Here is a 25040-nt window from a genome sequence, read left to right on the forward strand (position 1 = left end):
CTGAGCTTGTCGAAGGACGAGGGCTTAATCCCGGTGTCTAATTCGCCTTCGCCAACTCCACCGCATAGACGTGGTTGGCGCCGTGCATGTTGGAGCGGAACACCAGCCACTTGCCGTCGGGCGTGAAGTTGACGTTGGGCTCCAGGCGGTAGTCGTGGCCGCTCATGTTGACCAGCTTCTCGGCGTCGATGACGCCTGGGCGGATAAGGTGCTCGGCGTCGGGGGCATGGATGCCGGCGACGTCCGGAATGCCGCGCGGGTGCATCAGGTACAGCCACTTTCCGTCCGGCGCGTGGGCGACCATCTCGCTGTCGCCGCCGTCGCCGGCGAACAGCTTGCCGTCCGGGCTGGTGTTGAAGTGCACCGACCACGCGTTGCGCTGGACGTGGTACCAGGTGCGCTTGCCGGTCGCGATCTCGTAGCCGGCGACCCAGAAGTCTTCGCCGCGCGGGGTTTGCAGGTCGTACCAGACGGTCTTGCCGTCGGCGCTGAACCACTCGTGGCCGGCGATCTCCATGTTCATGGTGCGCGTGTGGATCTTCACCGGCTTGGCGTTCGCCTGGTCGGTGCGCAGCAACCACAGGCGGTCGACCTTGTGCCAGGGACCCTCGTGGCAGAACATCAGGAGGTTCGGGTCGGTCGGCGAGAACTGCAGGTGGTTCAGCCAGTCGGTGGCCGCGTGCACCACGCGCTTTTCACCGGTGCGGGTGTCGATGACGAACATCTCCATGGGGATCTTCGACTCGAGCCGCTCGTTCAGGCGCACCTCCTTGGCCTCGGCGAAGGACAGCGGCTTGCCGTCCGGGCCGTTGGCTGCGTAGTCGGCCTGGTCGAAGCGGTTGTCGCGCTTGAGCATGCCGTCGGGGCGGGTCTCGATCTCGGGCTTGGTCACGACCACGCCGCCCAGCAGGGTCTCGTCGGCGTTGATCGTCTGGATGTCGCCGCGGTCGAACCGGGCGACGACGCGGACCTTCTTGCTGTCGATGTCGACGGCCTTGACCACCCGGGTCTGGCCTTCGGTGACGATGTAGTAGGCCGAGCGCGTCTTGCGGCCGACGAACAGGAACTTGCCGTTCTCCTCGACCAGCGGGGCCAGCTTGCGGTTGGCCAGTTCGACCGTGCTCAGGCCCTTGGGCGTGGCGATGACCAGCTTGTCGCCCTGGGGCGTGTAGCCGTTGTAGTTGAAGTAGAGGCTGCTCGAGCCCGGCTCGTCCGACAGGCGCACGACGCGGTGGCCGGTGTCCTTGTCGATCCATTCGCGCGGCGGGGCGGCCGCGGGCGCAGCCGGGGCCTGGGCGAAAGCGCAGGGGGCGAGGGCGGGCAGGGCGACGGCGAAGGCGGTCGCCAGGCCGATCAGGACGTTTCTCATGGCTTCACCTTCACGGCGACGACGTTCGGACGCGCGGGATTCTTCATGCCGTGCCCCAGGTAGAAGCTGGTGTGCGGCGGCTGGTTGTAGGCGGTGTTCTGCCAGGCGACGCCGGCGCGATAGACCGGATCGTGCATCAGGCTGACCAGGCGGCGGTCGGTCGGGTAGGGCGTCACGTAGATGCGCAGGAAGGTATTGTCCTCCGAGCGCAGGATCACCTCCTCGCGCCAGTCGCCCAGGATGTCGGCCGACAGGGTGGGGGTGGCCTTGGTGCCGTTGTTCGAGGTCATGCCCTCGGCGTTCAGCAGCACCTTGCTCTCACCCTTGAGCCAGTCCCACTTGAAGATCTTGTTGCGGTCGAGCAGCTCGCGCAGTTCGTCGCCGTCCCACCAGACGCCGAAGTTCATCTGCGGCGGATGCTTGACGCCTTCGATCGGCTTGCCCTTGACGGTGTAGAGCGTGCTGGAATTGCTGGCCCAGGCTTCGGCGCCCGGGAAGCGGGGATCGATGTCGAAGGCCACGCCGCGGCCGGTGTCGCTCTCGGTGGGGGTGGTCCAGAGAACCTCGCCGGTCTTGGCGTCGACCATGGCCGAGCCGATGCCGCCGTTCATCTTCGGGCTCTCGTTGACGCCGAAGCGCTCAAGGCCCGGGCGTTCCGGGTCCAGGTCGCCCAGGTGCAGGGCGTCGCCGTGATAGAGCTTGGCGGTCCACAGCGGTTTGCCGTCGGCGTCCAGCGCCATCGAGCCGTAGACGATCTCGTCGCGGCCGTCGCCGTTGACGTCGCCGATCGACAGCTGGTGGTTGCCCTGGCCGCCGAAGCCTTCGGGCACGCCGGGCGCGGCGCTGTCGAACAGCCAGCGCTGGGTGATCTTGCCGTTGCGGAAGTCCCATGCGCTGACCGTGGTGCGGGCGTAGTAGCCGCGGCCCATGATGATGCTGGGATGCTCGCCGTCCAGATAGGCCGTGCCCGCCAGGAAGCGGTCGGAGCGGTTGGCGTAGCCGTCGCCCCAGAGCTTGGTCATCTGCTCGGCGCTGGGCGCGTCGGTGTCCGGCGCGCGCGGGGCCGAGAAGGGAACCGAGTCGAGCGCCGCGCCGGTGCGGCCGTCGAACACGGTCAGGAACTCGGGGCCCTTGAGAATGCGGCCGGTGAGCTTGGCCACCTTCGTGCCGTCCGGCTTGATCTCGGCGCCGGTCCTGTCATTGGTCGGGCGCTCTTCGGGCCCTTCGCGCCAGTCGGCGTTGGCGTCGCCCAGCACCTTGCCCGCGCCGTCGACCGTGCCGTCCGAAGTGCGCACGGCGATCTCGGCGCGGCCGTCGCCGTCGAAGTCGAAGACCTGGAACTGGGTGTAGTGAGCGCCGGCGCGGATGTTGCGACCCAGGTCGATGCGCCACAGGCGCTTGCCGTCCAGGGGGTAGGCGTCCAGCAGCACCGGCCCGGTGTAGCCCGAGAAGGCGTTGTCCTTGGAGTTGGTCGGATCCCACTTCAGGACGATCTCGTAGCGGCCGTCGCCGTCGAGGTCGCCGACGCTGGCGTCGTTGGCGGTGTATTCGTAGGCCACGCCGTCTGGCGTCACGCCGCCCTTCGGCTTGTCGAGCGGGATGGTCAGGAAGCCGTCCTTCAGGGCGATGGTCTCGCCCTCGACCGGGCCTTCCTTGCCCTTGGTCACCGCCTTGAGCGTGTAGCGCGCGCCGGCGACGCCGGCCTTGTCGACGAAGTTGGTGGCGAAGGCGAGCGGCTTGGCGTTCAGCTTCTTGCCGTCGCGATAGACATTGAAGGCCAGGCCCAGGGCGTCCTCGCCAGTGTAGCGCCAGGCGACCAGCACACCGCCATCTATGGCAGGGGCGGCGACGAGGCCGCGATCGAGATGTTCGACCTGGCGCGGGGCGGCGAGAGCGGGCAGGGCCAGCAACGAAGCGGCGGCCGAGGCCAGCATGGCGGCCTTGTGAAGGCGAAGAGGCATTGGGCTTCCCCCCGAGGGATTATGCGCGTTGTTGGTGCGATCTTCGCATGCCGACCGAAAGTCGCAACAAGTTTCCCATAAATTGCACTGTTGTTTCATATTATGAAACTTGTACTTTGCGGGTTGAGTTCGACCTGCGATTTCGCTTCGCGGTTTGGCTTGCGCGGGGCAGGTTGCGGAAGGGACAGTTTTTCTACGGGGCTCGCCCGAGAAATCTCAATTGACCCCATCGGCGCAGTGGAGATTTAAGCGCACCAACTTGGCGCCGCTTCGACGTCGAGGCGCAGCCCGCGCGTTTGTTCACTTTGAGGCCGCGAGCCGCAGCCGGAACCAGGACGACGATCAGGACATGACCGCCGAATCCCCTGCCGCGCAACGTCCCGCCGTGGCGCGTCGTCCGCTGTTTCGCCGTCGGTCTGCGATTCCCGGGTTCGGCCTGACCCTGGGCGTCACGCTGTCGATCCTGTCGCTGGTCGTGCTGATCCCGCTGTCGGCCGTGGCGCTGAAGGCGGCCGAGCTGTCGCCGTCCGAGTTCGTGGCCGCCGCCTTTTCCGAGCGGGCCCTGGCGGCCTATCGCCTGACCTTCGGCGCGGCCCTGGTCGCCGCCATCGCCAACGGCGTGTTCGGCGTGCTGACCACCTGGGCCCTGGTCCGCTACGAGTTTCCGGGCAAGACCGTCATCAACGCCCTGGTCGACCTGCCGTTCGCCCTGCCGACGGCGGTGGCCGGCATCGCCCTGGCCACCCTCTACGCGCCCAATGGCTGGATCGGCCAGTTCCTGACGCCGCTGGGGATCAAGGCCGCCTACAATCCGGTCGGCGTCACCATCGCCCTGATCTTCATCGGCCTGCCGTTCGTGGTCCGCACGATCGAGCCGGTGATGCGCGACCTGTCGGCCGACGTCGAGGAGGCTTCGGCCAGTCTGGGCGCGGGCCGTCTGCAGACGATCTGGCGGGTGATCCTGCCGGCGCTGGGCCCGGCCTGGCTGACCGGCTTCGCCATGGCTTTCGCCAGAGGGGTGGGCGAATACGGCTCGGTGATCTTCATCGCCGGCAACATGCCCTACAAGTCCGAGATCGCGCCGCTGCTGATCATCATCCAGCTCGAGCAGTTCCAGTACGCCCAGGCCGCCTCGATCGCGGTGGTCATGCTGGTGGTCTCGTTCGTGATGCTGTTCGTCATCAACGCCATCCAGGCCTTTTCGCGGAGGTTCGTCTGATGGCGCGCGCCCGTCACCCCACCGAGGATCCGACCTGGGTCAAGGCGCTGGTCATCGGCGTCGTCATGGTCTTCCTGGCGCTGGTGCTGATCCTGCCGCTGGTGGCCGTGTTCGCCGAGGCCCTGCGCAAGGGCGTGCCGGCGGCCGTTGAAGCCGTGCTGCACGCGGACGCGCTGGCGGCGGTGAAGCTGACCCTGCTGACGGCGGCCATCGCCGTGCCGTTCAACGCCATATTCGGCCTTTGCGCTTCCTGGGCCGTGGCCAAGCACGACTTCCCGGGCAAGGCCTTCCTGATCACCCTGATCGACCTGCCGTTCTCGGTGTCGCCGGTGGTCGCCGGCCTGATCTACGTGCTGGTGTTCGGCATGCAGGGCTGGCTGGGCGAATGGCTGCTCGACAACGACCTGAAGGTCATCTTCGCCGTGCCGGGTATCGTGCTGGCCACGGTGTTCGTGACTTTTCCGTTCGTCGCCCGTGAACTGATCCCGCTGATGCAGGAGCAGGGCACCAGTGAGGAAGAGGCGGCCATCTCTATGGGCGCCTCGGGTCTCTACACTTTCTGGCGGGTGACCACGCCCAACGTACGCTGGGGCCTGCTGTACGGCGTGCTGCTGTGCAACGCCCGCGCCATGGGCGAGTTCGGCGCCGTGTCGGTGGTCAGCGGCCACATCCGCGGCCTGACCAACACCATGCCGCTGCATGTCGAGATCCTCTACAACGAGTACGACTTCGTGGGGGCGTTCGCGGTGGCGGCCCTGCTGTGCCTGCTCGCCATCGTCACCCTCGTGCTGAAGACCGCCCTCGAAGTCGCCCAACCGGCCGTGCGCCGGGGCGGCCACTAAACGGAACGCCTCATGACCATCTCCATCCGTTCCGTCCAGAAGCAGTTCGGCCGCTATCCGGCGCTGAACAATGTCGACCTCGAGATCGCCGACGGCGAGCTGCTGGCGCTGCTGGGTCCGTCGGGCTCGGGCAAGACCACCTTGCTGCGCGCTATCGCGGGCCTGGAGTTCCCTGACGCGGGCCAAGTGCTGTTCCACGACAAGGACGTCACCTACGCCTCGGCCGCCGCGCGCCGGGTCGGCTTCGTCTTCCAGCAATACGCGCTGTTCAAGCACATGACCGTCGCCAAGAACATCGCGTTCGGCCTGGACGTGCGGAAGGGCAAGGACAAGCCGCCGAAGGCCGAGATCGCCAAGCGCGTCGACGAGCTTCTGAAACTGGTCGAGCTGGATGGCCTGGGCGGCCGCTATCCCTCGCAGCTGTCGGGCGGGCAACGTCAACGGGTGGCCCTGTCGCGCGCCCTGGCCGTGCAGCCCAGCGTGCTGCTGCTCGACGAGCCGTTCGGCGCACTGGACGCCACGGTGCGCAAGTCGCTGCGCAAGGAGTTGCGCCGCGTGCACGACGCCACCGGCGTGACCACCATCTTCGTGACCCACGACCAGGAAGAGGCCCTGGAACTGGCCGACCGCGTGGCGATCCTCAACAAGGGCCAGATCGAGCAGATCGGCACCCCGCGCGAGGTGCATGACAATCCGGCCTCGGCCTTCGTCTGCGGCTTTGTCGGCGAATCCAATCGTTTCGAGGGGAAGGTCGAGGGCGGCAAGTTCATCGCCGGTCCTCTGGTGCTGCCGGCGGCGGGCGTCGCGGACGGCGCGGCTGTGGCCTTCGTGCGGCCGCACGACTTCGTGCTGGCCGATGACGGTGTGGAGGCCAAGGTCGAGCGCGTCAACGCCCAGGGCGCGCTAGCGCGGGTCGACGCCGTGCTGGCCGACGGCGCTCGGATCGAAATCGCCGCCTCGCGCGCCGACGCCGATCGCTTCACTGGCGTGGTGAAGCTGGCCGTCGGCAAGAGCTACGTCTACGCGGCCTGAGCGCCGCCCCTTTCCGGCTATTTCGACGAAGATTAAATCGCGGCAATTTCTGGGCGCTCTGATTGAAGGGGCGCCTTACCCTGCCTAGCTATTGAATATCGCCGGTCCATGAGGGCTGAGGGGATGTTGGGGAAAGCTGTCGCACTTCTTACGATCTGGGTGCTCCTCGCGGTCGTCCTGGTTCGCGTCGTCGTGGGTCCTTTGTGGGGCTCGGGCACGGACCTGGGACTGATCGCGGCGCCGCTCGCCTTCGCGCTCGGCGCGGCCGGACTGATCTTCCTGGCCTCGCGGTTCATCGCCATCGCGACCCGCCCGCCGACCGCTTCGAAACGCGCGCCCAAGGCGCATTGAGGGAAAATCCATGTCCATTCATTCGCCGCTGAACTCGCGGGCGATCACGCTCGTCGTTATAGCCGGCGCCGTGCTGGTGCTCGGCTCGTGCTCGGTGATCTCGCAGGGCACGACGGTCGAGCCGGGCAATGTCGGGGTCAAGATCAGGACCCTGGGCTCGGGCGCGGGCGTAGCGCCCGAGGCCTTGCCGGCGCGCTGGTACTTCCGGGGGATTGGCGAGAAGATCGTCCAGTTCCCGGTGATCCAGCGCACCTACAGCTACACCCGCGACCGTGACGAGCGTGGCAACGAGAACGAGGAGCTGTCGTTCAGCGACAACACCGGCCTTCCGATGACGGCCGACGTGTCGGTGACGTTGCAGGTCAATCCGGCTTCGGCGCCCATGCTGTACCAGACCTACCGCCTGACCTTCGACCAACTGCTGGATGGCCCGATCCGCAACGACGTGCGTTCGGCCATCGCCGCCGAGACCGAGCGGGTGTCGGTCGAGACGCTCTACAGCGGCGGTCGCCAGATGGTCGTCCAGAAGGCGCTGGCGCGGGTGTCGGGCAAGTGGGCCCGCCACGGCGTGAGCGTGTCGCAGATGGATTGGATCGGTTCGATCCGCTACCCGAGCGCCGTGGTTGACCGCATGCAGGAGAAGACCAAGCTGGAACAGGAGGCCCTGGCGGCCAAGGCGCTGGAGGCCAAGGAGACGGCGCTCGCCAACGCCGCCATCGCCAAGGCGCGCGGCGAGGCCGAGGCGATCCGCATCAAGGGCGAGGCGATCCGCGCCAATCCCCAGGTCCTGCAGCAGCAGGCCATCGAGAAGTGGAATGGCGAACTGCCCAAGGTGACCAGCGGCGCGACGCCGTTCGTGAAGATCGACTAGTTTCTGAGCCCAGTGCGTGGTCCTCGCCCTTCGACGGGCTCAGGGTGAGGACCATGCTAGGCGTCGGCGCCTGAAAAACCTCATCCTGAGCGTGTCGAAGGACGAGGTTTTCGGCAAGGCGGCTGTCCTACTGCTGCTGCTGTTGTTGCTGCTGCTGACGCTGCTGGTCCTGGTGGACGGCGGCGTCGCCGTTGCGCCGGCGGGCGCCGAACGAGGCAGGCTTGGCCAGGCGCAGGAATTCCGGCTCGGCCAGGGCCGCGCGGGCCCGGCGGACCGTGACGCCGACTGCCAGATGGCTCTCGGCGTCGCCCTTGTAGACTCCGCGCGAGGGCGTGACGTCGGCATAGTCGCGACCCACGGCCACGGCCACGTGGCGCTCGCCGGTCAGGCAGTTGTTGGTCGGGTCGAAACCCACCCAACGCAGGCTCGGCAGGAACACCTCGATCCAGGCGTGTGTGGCGTCGGGATCCGAGCGGTCCCCCGCGTCACGGTCGGTGAACAGGTAGCCCGACACATAGCGCGCCGGCAGGCCCCAGCTGCGGCAGATGGCCAGCATGATGTGGGCGAAGTCCTGGCAGACGCCGCTGCCGGCTTCCAGCGCCAGATCGATGGGGCTGTCGGCGTCGGTAAGCCCCGGCTGGTAGCCGAACGACTGGTAGAGCGTCTCGTTCAGGCGCCGCAGGGCGGTCAGCGGATCCTGGCGGCGCAGGGCCTCCAGGTCGTGCTGGGCGATGAAGGCCGAAAGGCGCTCGGTCGTCTGCACGAAGCCGTGCGGGCGCAGAAAGTCGAAGCATTCCCCGCGCACGAACTCGCTGCGCAGACGGTCCCATTCGCCGATGTCGAGCTTGTCGGGCAGTTCGGCCGCGTGCTCGGTCTCCACCGCAGAGCGGGCGATGATGGTCAGACGGTCATGCGGGTGGGGGACGTCGAAGTGATAGACGGCGTTGCCGAAGCTGTCGGGATAGGAGAACAGCTGGGCGGCCGGCTCGACGTCCAGCTCGAAGCTGACCAGCCGCTGGCGCGCGCCCTTTTGGGGCTGCATCCAAAGCTCCATCAGGCTTTCGCGGACAGGGCGCTCGTAGTGGTACTGGGTGACGTGGCGGATTTCGAGCAGCATGGTCAGGCCGGCAGTCTGAGTTCGAGGGGGTAGGAGACGAAGGTCTCGTAGATGGCTTCGTGGATGCGGGCGCACTCGTTGACCACGGTGGTCAGCAGCGCTCCGGCGCCGATGGTCTCCAGTTCGTCGACATCGGCGTATTGCAGGCGCGCCTTCAGCTTGCCGGCCAGGCGCTCGGGGGCCGCACGACCGGCGGCCTCGACGTGGCGGGCCAGCGCCGTCAGGTGCTCCTCGATGCGCGAGGTGGCGAAGCGGATCGAGCGCGGGAAGTCCTCGTCGAAGACCAGGAACTCCAGGATGTGCCGAGGCTCGATCTCGGCGGTGTAGACGCGCAGGTACGGTTCCAGGGCGCAGGCCATGCGCAGCAGGCTGACCAGCGCCAGATGGTCGTGGATCTCGCGGCTGGGGGCCTGGGCGAAGCACACCTCCAGCAGGCTGGAGACCAGCTGCGCGCGCTCCAGGTACATGCCCAGCATCATGAAGCGCCAGCTTTCGCCGTGGCTCATGGTGGCGTCGGCCGCGCCTTTGAACAGGTGAACGTCGGCGATGACGTCGTGCAGGTACGACACCGAGTTGTCGGCGAACTCGGCCTCGGCCCCAGGATCGGTGACCCGCAGGTAGAGGACGTTCAGCCGTTCCCAGGTTTCGGTGGTGATCTGGTCGCGCACCTGGCGGGCGTTCTCGCGGGCCATGGTCAGGGACGAGACCACCGAGTTGGGGTCCGAGCGATCCAGCACCAGCGCGCGGGCGGCCTCGAAGGGAGAGACCTTGCCGGCCCCGTCGTCGCCGACGGCCGACAGGGCTATCCACACCGCCTGCATGCCGGAATCGGTCTGGTCCAGCGTGGCGTTCAGCATCACGCTCGACAGGCGCGACAGGTGTTCGGCGCGCTCGATATAGCGGCCCAGCCAGTAGAGGCTGTCGGCGACCCGAGCCAGCATCATTGCGGGCCTCCCTTGCCGTGGCCATTGCCGTTGTGGTGACCGTTCTCCTCGGCCAGCACCCAGGTGTCCTTGGAGCCGCCGCCCTGGCTGGAGTTCACGACCAGCGAGCCGCGCTTGAGCGCCACTCGGGTGAGGGCGCCGGGCGTGACGATGGTCTTCTCGCCGCACAGGATGAACGGGCGCAGGTCGACGTGGCGCGGTTCGATGCGGCCGTCCACGAGGCAGGGGGCGGTCGACAGCTGGATGGTCGGCTGGGCGATGTAGTTGGCGGGGTCCGCCTTCAGGGCGTCGGCGAAGTCGGCGCGTTCCTGGGCGCTTGCGTGAGGGCCGACCAGCATGCCGTAGCCGCCGGAGGCGCCGACGGCCTTGACCACCAGCTTGTCGAGATTGTCGAGCACGTGGCTGAGCTGGCTCTTCTCGCGGCAGAGATAGGTCTCGATGTTGGGCAGGATCGTGTCTTCGCCCAGGTAGTAGCGGATGATGTCCGGCACGAAGGCGTAGACGGCCTTGTCGTCGGCCACGCCGGTGCCCGGGGCGTTGCAGATCACCACGTTGCCGGCGCGATAGGCGTTGAACAGGCCCGCGGCCCCCAGCGACGAATCCCGGCGGAAGGTGAGGGGGTCGATGAAGTCGTCGTCGACCCGGCGATAGATCACGTCCACCCGGCGCAGGCCGGTGGTGGTGCGCATGTAGACCATGTTGTCGTGGACAACGAGGTCACGGCCCTCGACCAGCGGCACGCCCATCAGGCGGGCCAGATAGGCGTGCTCGTAATAGGCGCTGTTGTAGACGCCGGGGGTCAGCACCACGACCTGCGGGTCCGACCGCCAGTCGGCGCTCATGCTCTTGAGCGTGGCCAGCAGCAGGTCGGGATAGCGTTCGACCGGCCGCACCCCGGCCTCGCGATAGGTGCCCGGGAAGGTGCGCTTGGCCGCATCGCGGTTGGCCAGCATGTAGGAGACGCCCGAGGGGACGCGCAGGTTGTCCTCGAGCACGGCGAACTCGCCGTCCTGGCCGCGGATCAGGTCGCTGCCGCAGACATTGGCGTACGACTTGTGCGGCACGTAGAGGTTCTGCATCTCGCGCCGGTAAGAGGGCGCGCCCAGCACCAGCTCGCGCGGCACCACGCCGTCCATCAGGATCTTCTGCTCGCCGTAGATGTCGGCGAGGAACATGTTCAGCGCCTGCAGGCGCTGGGTCAGGCCCGATTCGATGCGGGCCCACTCGGCGGCCGGGATGATTCTCGGAAAAAGGTCGGTGGGGATGATCCGCTCGGTGGCGCTGCCCGCGCCGTAGACCGTGAAGGTGATGCCTTGCAGCAGGAACGAGCGCTCCAGCGTCTTCTGCCGGTCGGCCAGGGCCGAGGCGCCCAGGGTCGCCATCCGCGACTGCAATGGGGCGTAGTGGGCCCGCACGTCGCCGCCGGCGGCGAACATCTCGTCGTAAGCTATGCCTGGCAGATAGGCCGCGCCCGTCATCGGCAGGGTTGGGGCCTCGTCCAGGCTCTGTAATTTTGCCGCCACGCCGGTGTCCACGTTGATTGTCCGTCTCTTGGACCCGCGCCGAAGCGGCGCTGGTCGATGGAAACCTAGAACGCCTCGAAAAGGTTCGCGGCGGATTTCGACCCTCGCCGCGCGGTTGCGCATGACTGCCTAGCATTTGGGCGCCGATTGCCGGGCCTGAGAAGTCGAGATCGTTCGCTCCCGCAGCATTTCGTCGGGTGACAGCCGTGAAGCGCCCGACTACACGAGGTCGTGGGGGCGCTCCGTGCGGGGACTTGGCTTGGTGCGTAAGACGACAGTTCTGGGCTTGGCGGCCGCCATCGCGGCCGTGGCGGCTCAGGCTAAAGCGGACGAACCATCGGCGACCATCACCGGCGTCGAGGATCGCGCCCTGCGCGAAGCCATTCAGCGCGCCCTGACCCAATCCGACGGTCCGCCGGCCAGCCGTTCCGAGGCGCGCCGCCGCGCCCGCGACGCCGCCGACGACGCCGTGGCCGTGCTGCGCGCCGAGGGCTACTACGCCTATGTCGTCGATCCGGACGTCACCGAGACCGACCCGCCGCGCGGCACGGTGAAGGTTACGCCCGGCCAGTTGTTCGTCATCGCCGATCCGCGCATCGACTGGTCGGGCGCGCCGCCCGACGAGGGCGTCCGCGAGCGCGCCTTCTCGGTGCTGGGCCTCACCGAGGGAGCCGCCGGCCGCGCTGCCGAGATTCTCGGCGCCGAAGGCCGCGCGGTCGCGCAGGTGCAGAAGCTGGGATACGCCGACGCAGCCGCCGATCCGCGCCAGGTGATCGTCGACCACGCCGACCATACGGTCCGCCCGACCTTCGTCATCGCCGCTGGCGACCTGGTGAAGGTCGACGGCGTCGATCTGTCGACCAAGGGCCGCACGCGTATCGAGTGGCTCCAGCGCCTGGCCCCTTGGAAGGAAGGCGACGTCTACGACCCCGAGGACATCGCCGAACTTGAGCGTCGCCTGCGTGACACCGGCGTCTACGACACGGTTTCCGTGGCCCTGGCGCCCAAGGACAAGGCCACGCCCGAAGGGCTTCGCCCGATCCAGGTCACCCTGTCCGATCGCGCCTCGCGGACCCTGGAACTCGGGGCCGGCTACTCGACCAGCGAAGGCCCGGGCGTCGACGCCAAGTGGATCCGCTACAACCGCCTGCGTCGCGCCGACACCACGACGATCACCACCCGCGTCGCCAAGCTGGAGAAGAGCCTGGAGGGCTCGGTGGCGCTGCCGCACTGGGGGCGCCCGCAGCAGACGCTGAAGCTGACCAGCCGCGTGTTCGCCGACACCACCGACGCCTACGACGAAACCGGCGCCACATTGAGCGCGGACCTGACACGACGCCTGCAGACGACGCGCTACCGTACCTACGGGCTCTCGGTCGACCTGTCGCAGACCCAGGAACGGACAACCGCCAACGGCCTGCCGGTGGGCCAGCGGCTGAACCTCGCCACCTTCACGGCGCTGGGCGCCTATGCCTGGGACTATTCGGACAACATCCTGGATCCGCGGCGTGGCTGGCGGGTGGAGGCGCGGGCCGAGCCCACCGCCATCACCGGCGAGACCAGCCTGGTCTACATCCGCACCCAGGCCCAGGGCTCGGCCTACATCCCGTTCGGCAAGGAGGCCGACACCGTGCTGGCGGGGCGGCTGAAGCTTGGCGCCATGCTGGGCGGCACCATGCCCGAGGTGCCGGCGTCGCGGCGCTTCTATTCGGGGGGCGGTGGTTCGGTGCGCGGCTATTCCTACCAGGCCATCGGCCCGCGCCTGTCGGACAACACGCCGCAAGGCGGCCTCTCGCTGTTCGAGGGCTCCATCGAGCTGCGCCACCGCTTCACCCAGCAGTGGGGCGGGGTGGTGTTCATCGACGCCGGCGCGGTGGGGACCGAGCCGACCCCCAACACCCGCGACTTCAGCGTCGGCGCCGGCTTCGGCGTCCGCTACGACCTCGGCTTCGGGCCGATCCGCGCCGACATCGCCTTCCCGCTCGAGAAGCGCGAGGGCGACTCGGCATTCCAGATCTATCTCAGCATCGGGCAGAGCTTTTGACCGACGCCGCGCCGCCGCCAGAACCTGTCGAGCAAGTCGCCGAAGCCGCGGCCAAGGTCGCGCGTCGCGTCGGCGGGCCCGGCTTGCTGATCATCATCGCGGTCACCCTGGTGGCCATCGTCGCGCTCGTCCTCGGCGTCGTGCGCTACGGCGTCATCACGCCCCAGGGCCGGGCCTTCCTCGAAGCCCGGACCAGCGGCCTGAAGCTGGGGCGGATCGGCACGCTGAAGATCGAAGGCCTGTCCGGCGACATCTGGCGCGACTTCGGCGTCCGCCGGCTGACGATCTCGGACGAGAAGGGCGTCTGGCTGGAGGGCGCGGACCTGCGTGTCGTCTGGAAGCCGCGTGAGCTTTGGTGGCGGCGCTTCCATGCCGAAAGCATCGAGGCGCGGCAGGTGACGCTGGTGCGCCGCCCGACCTTGGGTCCGAAGGGCAAGTCTGGCGCCGCGCCGATCTCGGCCGATCTCGACGCCTTCAAGCTGCGCCTGGTCACCCGGCCGGCGTTCAGCAACGTCGCCGGCGATTTCGACCTGTCGGGCGCCTACGAAATGGCGCGGATGGGCGGCCAGGCCGGACGGCTGTCGGCGGCCAGCCGGTTGCATCCTGGCGACCATCTCGACCTTGTCTTCGACCTAGGTCGCGACAAGACCATGCTGCTGACCGCGGTGGGCCGTGAGGCCAAGGGCGGCGCCCTGGCAGGGAGCCTGGGCCTGCCGGGCGACCGTCCCTTCATGCTCGACGCCAAGGCCAATGGCACGACCGAAGTCGGCGCCTTCACCGTCAAGGCCCAGAGCGGCCAGGACGTGCCGCTTCGCGCCGGCGGCGCCTGGAACGCCCAGGGCGGTTCGGCCAGCGGCCATGTCGATCTCTCGGCCTCCACCCACACCGATCTCTACGAGCGCATGTTCGGCGCGGCGGTCGACGTCGATGTCGTCGGCCGCAAGGCTGGGACGCTGACCGACCTGTCGCTGAAGCTCCGCGCGCCCAACCTGTCGCTGGACGCCCGGGGACCGGCCGACCTGACCAAGCGCAGGACAGCGCCCGAGGGCGTGACCTTTTCGGCGGCGGTGAAGGATCTCTCCAAGATCACGCCGATTCCGAAGATGGGCGCGGCGAAGGCGCAGGGGATCTTCAAGGTCGGCGACGGCGGTTTCTCGGTCGAGGGGCCGGGCGACGTGGCCAATCTGGAGCTGTTCGGCTACCGCCTGGCGCGGGCCAAGGGACCGGTTTTCGTCGGCTGGAACAAGGGCGAGCTGACCATTCGCGCCTCGGCGACGGGCGAGGGCGGGGCGGGCGAGGGCCTGCTGGCGCCGTTGGGCCGGTCGCCGAAGGCCGACTTCGAGGGCGCGCGCCTGAAGGACGGCCGCTTCCTGATCAAGCGCGCCAAGATCGTCGCGCCCAACATCGTCGTCGAGGGCGAGGGGCAGCGCGGCCTGCTGGGCGGCCTGTCGTTCGACGGCACGGCCAAGGTGGCGTCCCTGGCGCCCATCCGTCCTGGCATGAAGGGTTCGGCCACGGTCAAGTGGTCGGCGAGCCAGGCTCGCGACAAGCCCTGGAACTTCAACGCCGAAGCGCGGGGCGCGGGCTTCGCCAGCGGCCTGGCCGAACTGGACCGCCTGCTCGGCGCCGCGCCGCGGGTCTCGGCTCGCGCGGCCTGGGACAACGGCAAGCTCTCGGTGGCGGACGGCAAGCTGGACGGCGCGGCCGCCCATGCGAAGGCGTCCGGGGTCATGAACCCCGGCGGCGCCTTGGCCTTCAAGCTCGGCTGGTCGGCCGAAGGGCCGTTCGGTGCGGGTCCTGTCGAGGTCAGCGGCAAGGCCTCCGGGACCGGGGCGATCACCGGCACGCTGACCGCGCCGCGGGCCGATCTCCATGCGGCCTTCGACAGCATCGACCTGCCGCGCCTGCCGCTGAAGGACGCCAAGCTGGCGGTGACCTTCGCCAAGCGCGCCGACGGCGCCGACGGCGCGGCCGCCCTGGAGGCGACCAGCCAGTACGGACCGGCGCGCGGCAAGACCGCGTTCAGCTTCGCGCCTGGCGGGCTGGAGCTTTCCGACCTCGACATCGACGCCGGCGGGCTGAAAGCCGGCGGCGCCGCCTCGCTGCGTGACGGTCGGCCGGCTACGGCCGACTTGACCGTGGCCGTCAGTCCGGGCGCCTTCCTGGCTCAGGGCTCGGTGCGCGGTTCGGTGAAGATCGTCGACGCCGCTGGCGGGCCGACGGCCACGCTGGACCTGGCCGCCCAGGACATCACGGGCGGCGCCTGGAAGGTCCGCAACGCCGCCATCAAGGCCTCGGGACCGATGAGCCGCCTGCCGCTGAGGCTCGATGCGCGCGGCGAGGGACCTTCGGGTCGCTGGCGGCTGGGCGGCAGCGGGGTGCTGGCGCAACAGGCCGACGACTATCTCCTGACCCTCGACGCTCAGGGCCGGATGGCCCGCACGGAGGTGTCCACCCGCGAAGCCGCCCAGATCCGCTTTGGCGGTCCGCGCACGTCTGGCCGCCTGCGCCTGAATGTCGGCGACGGCCGGGCCGATCTCGACCTCGACGTCGGCGGGGAACAGGCCAATCTGCGCGCCGACCTGGTCGGGGTCAGCCTGACCGCGCTCAATCCGGACCTGACCGGTCGCATCGACGCTCGCGTCTCAATGCGCGGCCAGGGCGAGGCGCTGGACGGCGAGCTCGACGCCAACCTGTCGGGCGCCCGCGAGCGCGGGGCCAAGGCCGAGCAGTCGCTGGACGCCACCATCCACGGCGACCTGCGCGACAGGGTCATGACCATCCGGGCCAACGGCAGCAACCCGCAGGGCCTGAAGGCCGAGGCCGACCTGACCCTGCCGACCGAAGCCTCGGCCAAGCCCTTCCGCTTGGCGATCGATCGCCGTCGGGCGGTTCAGGGCCGGTTCTTAGCCCAGGGCGAGATCAAGCCGCTGTGGGACCTGTTGATCGGTCCCGAGCGCGGGCTGTCGGGCAAGATCGACGCCGAGGGCACGCTGGCCGGCACCCTGGCCGATCCGCGCCTCGTTGGCCGCGCCTCGCTGGCGGGCGGTCGCTTCGAGGACGGCCAGACCGGCCTGCGCCTGCAGGACGTGGCGATCACCGCCAACCTGGCAGACAACGCCATCGACGTTAGCCAGGCCCTGGCCGGCGACGGCCGTGGCGGCACGGCCTCGGGCGCGGGTCGGATCAGCCTGGCGCGCGACGGCGTCGGCAGCTTCCGCCTGGACATGAAGAACTTCCAGGTCATCGACAACGAACTGGCCAAGGCCCAGGCCACCGGCCAGACGACGATCAACCGCGCCGCCGACGGCAAGGTGAAGCTGTCGGGCGCCCTGACCATCGACCGCGCCGATGTCTCGGCCCAGTCCAAGACCCCGGCCGGCGTCGTCTCCATGGACGTGATCGAGCGCAACCGGCCGCAGGACCTGGTCCAAGGCGTCGAGGTGCAGGCCCGCAAGCCCAATTCGGGCATGGCGCTGGACGTCACCCTCAAGGCCCCGCGCCGGATCTTCGTGAAGGGCAGGGGCCTGGACGTCGAGCTGTCGCTGGACGCCCATGTCGGCGGCACCACGGCCAGCCCCGTGCTGGACGGCGTGGCCCGCGTGGTGCGCGGCGAGTACGACTTCGCCGGCAAGCGGTTCGAGTTCGACGACGACGGCGTCGTGCGCCTGGCCACCCAGCTGGAACGCATCCGCCTCGATCTGACCGCCACCCGCGAGGATGACGCCCTGACCGCGATCATCCAGGTGAAGGGCACGGCGGCCAAGCCGGAGATCACGCTGACTTCGAAACCCGAATTGCCGCAAGACGAAGTGCTGTCGCAGGTGCTGTTCGGATCGTCGGCCGCCCAGCTGTCGCCGATCGAGGCCGCGCAACTGGCCTCGGCCCTGGCCTCGCTGGCCGGCGGCGGCGGCTTCGACGTGATCGGCAACCTGCGTAGCTTCGCGCGGCTGGACCGCCTGGCCTTCGCCGAGAGCAGCACCGGCATGACCGTGGCTGGCGGCAAGTACGTCACCGACGACGTCTATGTGGAGATCATCGGCGGCGGCAGGGAAGGACCCGCGGCCCAGGTCGAATGGCGCATCCGCCGGGCGCTTTCGCTTGTCTCGCGCCTGGGCGGCGACGGCGACGCCAAGCTGTCGGTGAAATGGCGAAAGGACTATAAGTAGACCGCGCCAGGGTCAGGTGTAGGCGGCTGACCCTGGCGCGCTCTCGACATCGGACCTGGAGTCCTGTCGATTTGATAGGCTCCAGCGCAAGGCTTTTGCGTCGGCGCGCGGTTTCCTCGCCAAAGGAAACAACGTTTTGCCCGCGCTCCCTGGACTAGGCTTTGGCCAAGGGAGACAGCGAATCCATGCGGATCGACGACGAAGATCGGGCTGTCCTGGGGAGTTTGGCCGCTGACGGGCCCCGGATGATCGACCGGGCCGTCGCCTGGTGCGCCATCAACTCGGGCAGCCGCCACATCGCGGGCCTGGAACGGCAGAGGCAGGTTCTGGTCGAGGCCTTCTCGGCCCTGCCGTCCGCGCCGGCCGAGGTTCCGCTGACCGCCTCGCCGGAGATCGCCGCCGATGGCCGGCAGGTCGAGCAGTCGCATCCGCCGGCCATCGCCGTCGTCGTGCGGCCCGAGGCGCCGGTGCAGGTCGTGCTGACCGGCCACTACGACACCGTCTATCCCGAGACCTCCGGCTTCCAGACCGTCAGCACCCGGCCGGACGGCGCGCTGCATGGTCCCGGCATCGCCGACATGAAGGGCGGTCTTTCGGTGATGCTCGGCGCGCTGGAGGCGTTCGAACGCCACCCCAAGGCCGGCAATCTCGGCTATCGCGTGCTGATCTCGCCTGATGAAGAGATCGGCTCGATCGCTTCGGCGCCGGTCCTGGCCGATTTCGCGCGCCTGGGACATGTGGGCCTGACCTACGAGCCGGCCCTGGCCGACGGCGCCCTGGCCAGCGTGCGCAAGGGCTCGGGCAACTTCCACGTCGTTGTCCATGGTCGCGCCGCCCACGCCGGCCGCGACTTCGCCTCGGGCCGTAACGCGGTGATGGAGGCCGCGCGGCTGGCCCAGGCCCTGCATGGACTGAACGGTCGGCGCGAGGGCGTCACCCTCAACGTCGCCAAGATCGACGGCGGCTCGCCGTTGAACATGGTGCCGGACGTGGCGGTGCTGCGGTTCAACGTCCGCTTTCCCTCGGCCGCCGACGCCGCCTGGCTGGAGGGCGAGATCGCCGCCATCGTGGCTGCCACCACGGACGACGGCCTGCACGCCCACCTGCACGGCCGCATCACGCGCGGCGCCAAGCCGTTCAACGCCGCCCAGGAGAAGCTGTTCGGCGCGGTCAAGGAGATCGGGGCGCTGCTGGGCCAGGACATCGCCTGGAAGCCGTCGGGCGGGGTCTGTGAGGGCAACAATCTTTTCGCCTCGGGCCTGCCCAATATCGACAGCCTGGGCGTGCGCGGCGGCGACATCCACAGCGAGGCCGAACACGCCTGGCCGGCGAGCTTCGTCGAGCGCGCCCAGCTGTCGGCCCTGACCCTGATGAAGCTCGCGAGCGGCGAGATTGACGCCCACGCCATCCGCGCGGCCATGGCCGCCATGCCGGAGACCCTCTGAATGCTCGTCGTGCGTCCCGCCGGATCGGCGGATTTCGACTCCCTGATGGAACTGGCCGTGCTGTCGGGGCGGGGCTTCACCAGCCTGCCCGAGGACGAGCCGACCCTGCGTGAACGGTTGGCTTTGTCGGAAGCCAGCTTCCAGGCCGGCGTCGCGCCGCTGGAGGCCTGGTACACCCTGATGCTGGAAGACCTGGAAACCGGGGTCGTCGACGGCGTCGCGGGGGTCAAGGCGGCGGTCGGCATCAAGCGGCCGTTCTTCTCGTTCCGCGTCGTGACCCTGGCCCAGTCGTCGCCGGTGCTGGAGATGCGCTTCGACCACAAGGCCCTGGTACTGGTGAACGAGTGCGCCGGCTGGTCGGAGGTCGGCTCGCTGTTCCTGCGGCCCGAGAAGCGCAAGGGCGGGGCCGGGCGACTTCTGGCCCAGTCGCGCTACATGCTGATCGGCATCGAGCCGCAGCGTTTCTCAGAAATGGTGCTGGCCGAGCTGCGCGGCTGGTTCGACGAGTACGGCAGCTGTCCGTTCTGGGAGCACGCGGCCAGCAAGTTCTTCCGGCTGGAGTTCGACCAGGCCGACCTGATGAGCGCCTCGACCAACGGCCAGTTCATCCTCGACCTGGCGCCCCGCCACCCGATCTATACCGAGCTTCTGGCCCCGGCCGCGCGCGACGTAATCGGCAAGGTCCATCGTGACGGCGAGGCCGCGCGAGCGATGCTGGAGCGCGAAGGGTTCCGCTACCAGGGGCTGGTTGACCTGTTCGACGCCGGCCCCACCGTGGCCGCGCCGCGGGACGACATCCGCACGGTGCGCGACGCCAGGCGCCTGCGCGTGAAGATCGGTGAGGACGCCTTCGGCGAAGAGGCCCTGATTTCGACAACCGAGGTCTCGCGGTTCCGCGCCGTGCGGGCGGCGGTGCTGATCGACGGCGAGGCGGCGATCCTGGATCGCGCGACGGCCGATGCGCTCGGCGTCGGCGAAGGCGACAGCGTGCGGGTGAAGGCATGAGCGGCGTGTTCATCGACGGCGTCTGGAAGAGCGGGCAGGGGCCCGAGGCCGTTTCCACTGATCCCGCCACCGGCGAAGCGGTCTGGCGCGAGGCGACCGCCTCGACCTCGGATGTCGAGGCGGCCGTCACGGCCGCGCGCAGGGCTTTCCATCCGTGGGCCGACCTGCCGCGCGAGGCGCGGATCGCCATCCTGCGCCGCTACAAGGCGGTGCTGGTCGAGCGCTCGGCGACGTATGCCGAGGCTCTGAGCCGCGAGACCGGCAAGGCGCTGTGGGAGACCAAGGCCGAGCTGGCCTCGATGGCCGGCAAGGTCGACGCCTCGATCAAGGCCTATGACGAGCGCACCGGCGTCGCCGAAAACGCCATGCCCTTCGGCCGCGCGGTGCTGCGGCACCGGCCGCATGGCGTGATGGCGGTTCTGGGACCGTTCAACTTCCCCGGCCACCTGCCCAACGGCCACATCGTGCCGGCCCTGCTGGCGGGCGACACCGTGGTCTTCAAGCCCTCGGAAGAGACCCCCCTGGCCGGCCAGCTGCTGGTCGAGGCTCTGGAGGCGGCCGGTGTTCCGGCCGGTGTCGTCAACCTGGTGCAGGGCGGGCGCGAGGTCGGCCAGGCCCTGATCGACCAGGAAATCGATGGGCTGCTGTTCACCGGCTCGGCCCAGGCGGGAACCTTCTTCCGCCGCCATTTCGCCGATCGGCCTGACGTGATCCTGGCCCTGGAGCTGGGCGGCAGCAATCCGCTGGTCGCCTGGCAGGCCGGGGATCCTGGCGCCGTCGCGGCCCTGGTGACCCAGTCGGCCTTCATCACCACCGGCCAGCGCTGTTCCTGCGCTCGCCGCCTGATCGTGCCCGACGGGCCTGAGGGCCAGGCGATCATCGACGCCGTGCTAGACCTCGTGCCGCGCCTGTCGATTGGTCCGTGGAACGGCGAAGAGCCGTTCATGGGGCCGCTGATCTCCGAACGCGCCGCCGGCCATGCCCTGGCCGCCGCCGGACGTATCGAGGGCAAGCGCCTGCTGGAACCCGGCCGCGTCGAGGGGCTGTCGGGCGCGTTCGTGTCGCCCGGCCTGATCGACGTCACCGGCGTCGACGTGCCCGACGAGGAGATCTTCGCCCCGATCCTGCAGGTGCGCCGCGTGGCTTCCTTCGATGAGGCGCTCGTCGCGGCCAACGCCACCCGCTACGGCCTGTCGGCGGGCTTGGTCAGCGAAAACCCGGCGCTGTGGGATCGCTTCCTGGCGCGCATCCGGGCCGGGGTGGTGAACCTCAACCGCCCGACCACCGGCGCGGCGGGGACCATGCCGTTCGGCGGTCTGGGCGCTTCGGGCAACCATCGACCCAGCGCCTACTACGCCGCCGACTACTGCGCCTATCCGGTGGCCAGCTTCGAGGCTGGGGCGGTGCTCGACACGACGGACGACATCAAGGGTCTTCGTTCGTGAAGGCCGTCGAGGCCAATTGCGACGGCCTGGTCGGCCCGACCCACTCCTATGTCGGCCTGTCGCCCGGCAACATCGCCAGCCAGGTCAACGCCGGGCAGGTGTCGGACCCCCGCGCGGCCGTGCTGGAGGGGCTGGCCAAGATGCGGCGCCTGGCTGACTGGGGCGCGCCCCAGTTCGTGCTGCCGCCGCATGAGCGGCCGGCCGTGGGCTTCCTGAGGTCCATCGGGTTCGCGGGCTCCGACGCCGCCGTCATCGATAGCGCCTGGAAGACCGCGCCGGCCCTGGCCGCCGCCGCCTGCTCGGCCTCGCCGATGTGGGCCGCCAACGCCGCCACCGTCACGCCCAGCGCCGACGCCGCCGATGGCCGCGTGCACTTCACCCCCGCCAACCTGCTGACCAATTTGCATCGCAGCCTGGAGGGGCCGCAGACCACGCGGGCCCTGCGCCGGTTGTTCCCGGACGAGTCTCGCTTCGCCGTGCACGACCCTCTGCCAGGCCAGCCGCACTTCGCCGACGAGGGCGCGGCCAACCACGTACGGCTCTGCGCCGAGCACGGCGCGCCCGGGGTAAATCTCTTCGTGTGGGGCCGCGAGGCCTGGGAGCACTGGAGCGGCGCCTATCCGGCCCGCCAGACCCGCGAGGCCTTCGAGGCGATCCGGCGTCGCCACGCCGCCGCCCGCGCCGTCTTCCCCCGCCAGGGCCGTCGCGCCATCGCTGGCGGGGCCTTCCACAACGACGTGGTGTGCGTGGGCACGCGTGAGACCCTGTTCTTCCACGAGGCGGCCTTCGAGGATCGCGCCGGCATGGAAGCCGAGGTCCGCCGCGCCGCCGAGGGCCTGTTCGAGCCGGTGTTCGTCGAGGTCTCCGAAGGCGAGCTGCCGATCGAAGACCTGGTGAAGAGCTACCTCTTCAACTCGCAGCTTCTCGTCCTGCCTGGCGAGGACCGGCTGGTTCTGCTGGCCCCGGGCGAGACCCGCGACAACCCCCGCGCCCGCGCCGTGGCCGAGGGGCTGGTGGCCTCCAACGGCCCGATCGGTCGCGTCGAATACGCCGACGTCCGCCAGAGCATGCGCAACGGCGGCGGGCCGGCCTGCCTGCGGCTGCGGGTGGTGCTGACCGACGACGAGCTGGCCGCCGCCAATCCCGCCCAGCGCTTCGATGCGGCCCTGCACGACCGGCTCGCCGACTGGGGAACGCGGCGCTACCGCGATAGCCTGGCGCCGGCCGATCTGGCCGATCCAGCCCTGCTGGTCGAAAGCCGCGAGGCGTTGGACGAACTGACGGCCATTCTCGACCTGGGCGGCGGCTTCTATCCGTTCCAGAGGGACGGATGAGCCTCGCGATCAGGCCGACCACGATGGAGGACGCGGCGGCTGTCGCCGCCGTCCATCGCGCCACGGCGGCGATCCCGGGCGGTATCGCGCGGCGGCCGGACGAGATCACCGACGCCTACATCGCCCGGATCCTAGGCGAAGCGCTGGCCGACGGCGTGGGCCTGGTGGCGGTCGCCGAAGGCGGCGTCGTTATCGGCGAGATCCACGCCGTGCGCATACCGGTGCGGTTGTTCTCGCACGTACTTTCGGACCTGACGGTGGCCGTGCATCCCGACTGGCGAGGCAGGGGCGTCGGCTCGGCCCTGTTCCAGGCGCTGTTCGCCGCCGCGCGGGCCATGGATCCGGCAATCGTACGGGTGGAGCTCAACGCCGGCGCAGGCAATGCGGGCGCGCTGCGTCTCTACGAGCGGCTGGGGTTCCGGGTCGAGGGACGGCTGGAGAGGCGCGGGCGGTTCCCCGACGGGACGTTCGAGGACGACATCGCGATGGGGCTGATCCTCAGTCCCTCCCCCTTAAGGGGGAGGGTCTAGCCCGCGATCTCGCTGGCCATCATCGCCTTCACGCCCATCTCCCCCAGCCCCGCCAGCAACCGCCGCAGCGCCGAGATCCTGAACGGTTGTCCCGTCACATAAGGCGTCAAGGTGAAGCCCAGCACCCGGCCGCCGAACCGATTGGCGTCCTGCGTCAGGTAGTCGGCGGCCTCCAGCACCTGGATCGCCCATTCGTCTTCGCTCTGACGGCGGTCGATCATCAGCGCGCGGTCGTCGAGTTCGTTGGACAGGGGCAGGCCGATCACCTCGCCGGCGTTGGTCTTCATCGCCACGGGAACCTCGTCCTGCTCCCAGTCGAGGCAGATCTCGAAGCCGGCGGCGCGGATCAGGTCCAGCGTGGCGAACGACTGCTGCCGGGCCGGGCTCAGCCAGGCGCGAGGCCTCAGCCCCACCGCGTCGAACCGCGCCCGCACTTCGGCCACCCAGGCGGCTTCCGTCTCGCGATCAAGGCCGCCCCAGTGGATGTGGGTGGTCGACAGGCCATAGGCGGCGATCTCGTGGCCGTCTGCGAGGATCGCCTCGACCAGCGGCTTCAGCCGCGTGAGCTGGTCGGCGTTGATCGGGAAGGTCGCCTTCATCCCAGCCGCCTTCAAGGCTTCGAGGATGCGATAGACGCCCACGCGGTTGCCATAGTCGCGCGTCGTGTAGTGGCGCAGGTCCGGATAGGGCGTGACCATGGCGCCGGGATGCTTGAACGGCTTGCCCGGCGGATTGAGCGGATGGTGCTCGATCGGCACGACGATCATCGCCGTCACCGCCGCGCCGCCAGGAAGGGCGATCGACGCGCGCTCTGTCGAGGGCCGCCAGGCGTAGCGGTCCTGGTCCATGCCGTAGGACCGATGTGGATAGATCAGGTGCTCGTCAGGTAGCGGCATTGGCAAACCCCGTTCCCGGCGTGGCCAGGCCGCGCGCGGCGATGTCGGCGACGGTCTGGTCGAAGTAGTTTTCGCGATAGTGCTGCGCGATCTCGCGGGCCGTGGTGATCCACACCTCGTCGTGGCCGGCGATGTGGCGCAGGGCGTCCTCAAACGGCCGGATGCGGTGCGGCTGGCTGACCAGGTAAGCGTGCAGCGGGATGCACATCACCGTGCCCGACTTCTCGCCCTCTTCCAGCAGCTGGTCGAAGTGGCGCTTGAGCACGTCGGCATAGCGCCAGGGGCTCATCGACAGCGCGCCGTAGGTGATGACGTCGTTGACCTCCAGCGAATAGGGCATCGAGATCAGCTTGCCCGCTTTGGTCTTCACCGGCTGAGGCTGGTCGTCCTGGAAGAGGTCGCAGGTGTACCAGAAGTCGTTTTCGGCCAGCAGGTCGAAGGTCTTCTCGGTGTGGGTCAGGGCCGGCGCCAGGTAACCGCGGATGCGCTGGCCGGTGGCGGCCTCGACCGAGCGGATCGAATCCTCGATCACCGCCCGCTCCTGGGCCTCGTCCATGCCGTAGGAGAAGCGGGTGTTGTAGATGCCGTGGCTGAAGAACTCCCAGTTCCGCGCCACGCAGGCCTCGATGATCTCCGGGTGGTGGTCCAAGAGGCCCACCGACAGCGAGATCGAGCCGCGCATGCCGTACTTGTCGAGCAGCTCCATCAGTCGCCAGTGGCCGACCCGGTTGCCCCAGTCGCGCTGCGAGTAGCCCACGACGTCCGGCGAGGGCTTGGGCCAGCCGGGGCGCTGCGGGTTCTTGGGCGGATCGAACTCGTAGTATTCGATGTTCGGCGCGATCCAGAAGGCCAGCTTCTTGCCGCCCGGCCAGACGATCTTCGGGCGGTCCTTGTAGGGCCAGTGGTCGTAGAGGTTGGGATCGGCCTGCATCTGACGCTCCAC

Annotated in this window: 19 protein-coding genes; 12 read left to right on the forward strand and 7 right to left on the reverse strand. The window is 69.1% G+C overall.

Features of this window, described 5'->3' with window-relative positions:
- Positions 1-37: 37 nt before the first annotated feature.
- Positions 38-1369, reverse strand: coding sequence for an oligogalacturonate lyase family protein (locus SGCZBJ_RS09425; protein WP_101717742.1), 1332 nt, complete (start codon positions 1367-1369; stop codon positions 38-40).
- Positions 1366-3330: a rhamnogalacturonan lyase gene (locus SGCZBJ_RS09430; RefSeq protein WP_165799286.1), complete on the reverse strand. Its 1965-nt coding sequence runs from the start codon at positions 3328-3330 to the stop codon at positions 1366-1368. Before SGCZBJ_RS09430 ends, SGCZBJ_RS09425 begins: the two co-directional genes overlap by 4 nt.
- A gap of 349 nt (positions 3331-3679) precedes the next feature.
- On the opposite strand from SGCZBJ_RS09430, the gene cysT reads away from it, so the two are divergent.
- From cysT to SGCZBJ_RS09455, 5 genes are all read left to right on the forward strand, one after another.
- Positions 3680-4549: a sulfate ABC transporter permease subunit CysT gene (gene cysT, locus SGCZBJ_RS09435; RefSeq protein ID WP_101717743.1), complete on the forward strand. Its 870-nt coding sequence runs from the start codon at positions 3680-3682 to the stop codon at positions 4547-4549.
- Complete coding sequence (gene cysW, locus SGCZBJ_RS09440) at positions 4549-5391, forward strand: sulfate ABC transporter permease subunit CysW (RefSeq protein ID WP_101717744.1); 843 nt, start codon at positions 4549-4551, stop codon at positions 5389-5391. The genes cysT and cysW overlap by 1 nt, the downstream gene beginning before the upstream one ends.
- Positions 5392-5403: 12 nt before the next feature.
- The gene (locus tag SGCZBJ_RS09445) at positions 5404-6423 is read left to right on the forward strand and encodes a sulfate/molybdate ABC transporter ATP-binding protein (protein ID WP_101717745.1); all 1020 of its coding nucleotides are present in this window, start codon (positions 5404-5406) and stop codon (positions 6421-6423) included.
- A 159-nt stretch (positions 6424-6582) separates the two neighbouring features.
- Positions 6583-6774, forward strand: a complete 192-nt coding sequence (locus SGCZBJ_RS09450; RefSeq protein WP_101717746.1) for a hypothetical protein — start codon at positions 6583-6585, stop codon at positions 6772-6774.
- Positions 6775-6784: 10 nt separating this feature from the next.
- Complete coding sequence (locus SGCZBJ_RS09455; protein WP_101717747.1) at positions 6785-7645, forward strand: SPFH domain-containing protein; 861 nt, start codon at positions 6785-6787, stop codon at positions 7643-7645.
- Positions 7646-7772: 127 nt separating this feature from the next.
- Here the strand turns inward: SGCZBJ_RS09455 and SGCZBJ_RS09460 are convergent, their stop codons facing one another.
- Genes SGCZBJ_RS09460 through SGCZBJ_RS09470 form a run of 3 tightly spaced genes read right to left on the reverse strand, consistent with a single transcriptional unit; the run spans position 7773 to position 11229 of the window.
- Positions 7773-8762, reverse strand: a complete 990-nt coding sequence (locus tag SGCZBJ_RS09460) for a transglutaminase family protein (RefSeq protein ID WP_101717748.1) — start codon at positions 8760-8762, stop codon at positions 7773-7775.
- 2 nt (positions 8763-8764) lie between these two features.
- On the reverse strand, positions 8765-9706 hold the full coding sequence (locus SGCZBJ_RS09465) for an alpha-E domain-containing protein (RefSeq protein WP_101717749.1): 942 nt from the start codon (positions 9704-9706) through the stop codon (positions 8765-8767).
- The gene (locus SGCZBJ_RS09470; protein ID WP_101717927.1) at positions 9703-11229 is read right to left on the reverse strand and encodes a circularly permuted type 2 ATP-grasp protein; all 1527 of its coding nucleotides are present in this window, start codon (positions 11227-11229) and stop codon (positions 9703-9705) included. The genes SGCZBJ_RS09465 and SGCZBJ_RS09470 overlap by 4 nt, the downstream gene beginning before the upstream one ends.
- A gap of 262 nt (positions 11230-11491) precedes the next feature.
- Here SGCZBJ_RS09470 and SGCZBJ_RS09475 point away from each other — a divergent pair, with 262 nt between their 5' ends.
- From SGCZBJ_RS09475 to SGCZBJ_RS09505, 7 genes are all read left to right on the forward strand, one after another.
- Positions 11492-13273: an autotransporter assembly complex protein TamA gene (locus SGCZBJ_RS09475; RefSeq protein WP_476695736.1), complete on the forward strand. Its 1782-nt coding sequence runs from the start codon at positions 11492-11494 to the stop codon at positions 13271-13273.
- The gene (locus SGCZBJ_RS09480; protein ID WP_101717751.1) at positions 13270-17442 is read left to right on the forward strand and encodes a translocation/assembly module TamB domain-containing protein; all 4173 of its coding nucleotides are present in this window, start codon (positions 13270-13272) and stop codon (positions 17440-17442) included. Before SGCZBJ_RS09475 ends, SGCZBJ_RS09480 begins: the two co-directional genes overlap by 4 nt.
- Before the next feature lie 185 nt (positions 17443-17627).
- Positions 17628-18887, forward strand: a complete 1260-nt coding sequence (locus SGCZBJ_RS09485; RefSeq protein ID WP_101717752.1) for a hydrolase — start codon at positions 17628-17630, stop codon at positions 18885-18887.
- On the forward strand, positions 18888-19892 hold the full coding sequence (locus SGCZBJ_RS09490; RefSeq protein WP_101717753.1) for an arginine N-succinyltransferase: 1005 nt from the start codon (positions 18888-18890) through the stop codon (positions 19890-19892).
- Entirely contained in the window at positions 19889-21337 is a 1449-nt protein-coding gene (astD, locus tag SGCZBJ_RS09495) for a succinylglutamate-semialdehyde dehydrogenase (RefSeq protein ID WP_101717754.1), read from the forward strand. The genes SGCZBJ_RS09490 and astD overlap by 4 nt, the downstream gene beginning before the upstream one ends.
- Positions 21334-22671 (forward strand): N-succinylarginine dihydrolase, encoded by a 1338-nt coding sequence (locus tag SGCZBJ_RS09500; RefSeq protein WP_101717755.1) that lies wholly within the window; start codon positions 21334-21336, stop codon positions 22669-22671. The genes astD and SGCZBJ_RS09500 overlap by 4 nt, the downstream gene beginning before the upstream one ends.
- Entirely contained in the window at positions 22668-23201 is a 534-nt protein-coding gene (locus SGCZBJ_RS09505) for a GNAT family N-acetyltransferase (RefSeq protein WP_101717756.1), read from the forward strand. The genes SGCZBJ_RS09500 and SGCZBJ_RS09505 overlap by 4 nt, the downstream gene beginning before the upstream one ends.
- Here the strand turns inward: SGCZBJ_RS09505 and SGCZBJ_RS09510 are convergent.
- Both SGCZBJ_RS09510 and SGCZBJ_RS09515 read right to left on the reverse strand, forming a co-directional pair.
- On the reverse strand, positions 23198-24097 hold the full coding sequence (locus tag SGCZBJ_RS09510; protein WP_101717757.1) for a polysaccharide deacetylase family protein: 900 nt from the start codon (positions 24095-24097) through the stop codon (positions 23198-23200). The genes SGCZBJ_RS09505 and SGCZBJ_RS09510 overlap by 4 nt on opposite strands.
- On the reverse strand, positions 24084-25028 hold the full coding sequence (locus SGCZBJ_RS09515; protein WP_101717758.1) for a polysaccharide deacetylase family protein: 945 nt from the start codon (positions 25026-25028) through the stop codon (positions 24084-24086). Before SGCZBJ_RS09515 ends, SGCZBJ_RS09510 begins: the two co-directional genes overlap by 14 nt.
- Positions 25029-25040 lie beyond the last annotated feature (12 nt).

The sequence above is a fragment of the Caulobacter zeae genome, from assembly GCF_002858925.1.
Lineage (GTDB): Bacteria > Pseudomonadota > Alphaproteobacteria > Caulobacterales > Caulobacteraceae > Caulobacter > Caulobacter zeae.

Coding starts and splice junctions, on each gene's coding strand:
- SGCZBJ_RS09425 (WP_101717742.1), bottom strand. CDS start 1,369: ATGAGAAACGTCCTGATCGGCCTGGCGACCGCCTTCGCCGTCGCCCTG.
- SGCZBJ_RS09430 (WP_165799286.1), bottom strand. CDS start 3,330: ATGCCTCTTCGCCTTCACAAGGCCGCCATGCTGGCCTCGGCCGCCGCT.
- cysT (WP_101717743.1), top strand. CDS start 3,680: ATGACCGCCGAATCCCCTGCCGCGCAACGTCCCGCCGTGGCGCGTCGT.
- cysW (WP_101717744.1), top strand. CDS start 4,549: ATGGCGCGCGCCCGTCACCCCACCGAGGATCCGACCTGGGTCAAGGCG.
- SGCZBJ_RS09445 (WP_101717745.1), top strand. CDS start 5,404: ATGACCATCTCCATCCGTTCCGTCCAGAAGCAGTTCGGCCGCTATCCG.
- SGCZBJ_RS09455 (WP_101717747.1), top strand. CDS start 6,785: ATGTCCATTCATTCGCCGCTGAACTCGCGGGCGATCACGCTCGTCGTT.
- SGCZBJ_RS09460 (WP_101717748.1), bottom strand. CDS start 8,762: ATGCTGCTCGAAATCCGCCACGTCACCCAGTACCACTACGAGCGCCCT.
- SGCZBJ_RS09465 (WP_101717749.1), bottom strand. CDS start 9,706: ATGATGCTGGCTCGGGTCGCCGACAGCCTCTACTGGCTGGGCCGCTAT.
- SGCZBJ_RS09485 (WP_101717752.1), top strand. CDS start 17,628: ATGCGGATCGACGACGAAGATCGGGCTGTCCTGGGGAGTTTGGCCGCT.
- SGCZBJ_RS09490 (WP_101717753.1), top strand. CDS start 18,888: ATGCTCGTCGTGCGTCCCGCCGGATCGGCGGATTTCGACTCCCTGATG.
- astD (WP_101717754.1), top strand. CDS start 19,889: ATGAGCGGCGTGTTCATCGACGGCGTCTGGAAGAGCGGGCAGGGGCCC.
- SGCZBJ_RS09505 (WP_101717756.1), top strand. CDS start 22,668: ATGAGCCTCGCGATCAGGCCGACCACGATGGAGGACGCGGCGGCTGTC.
- SGCZBJ_RS09510 (WP_101717757.1), bottom strand. CDS start 24,097: ATGCCGCTACCTGACGAGCACCTGATCTATCCACATCGGTCCTACGGC.
- SGCZBJ_RS09515 (WP_101717758.1), bottom strand. CDS start 25,028: ATGCAGGCCGATCCCAACCTCTACGACCACTGGCCCTACAAGGACCGC.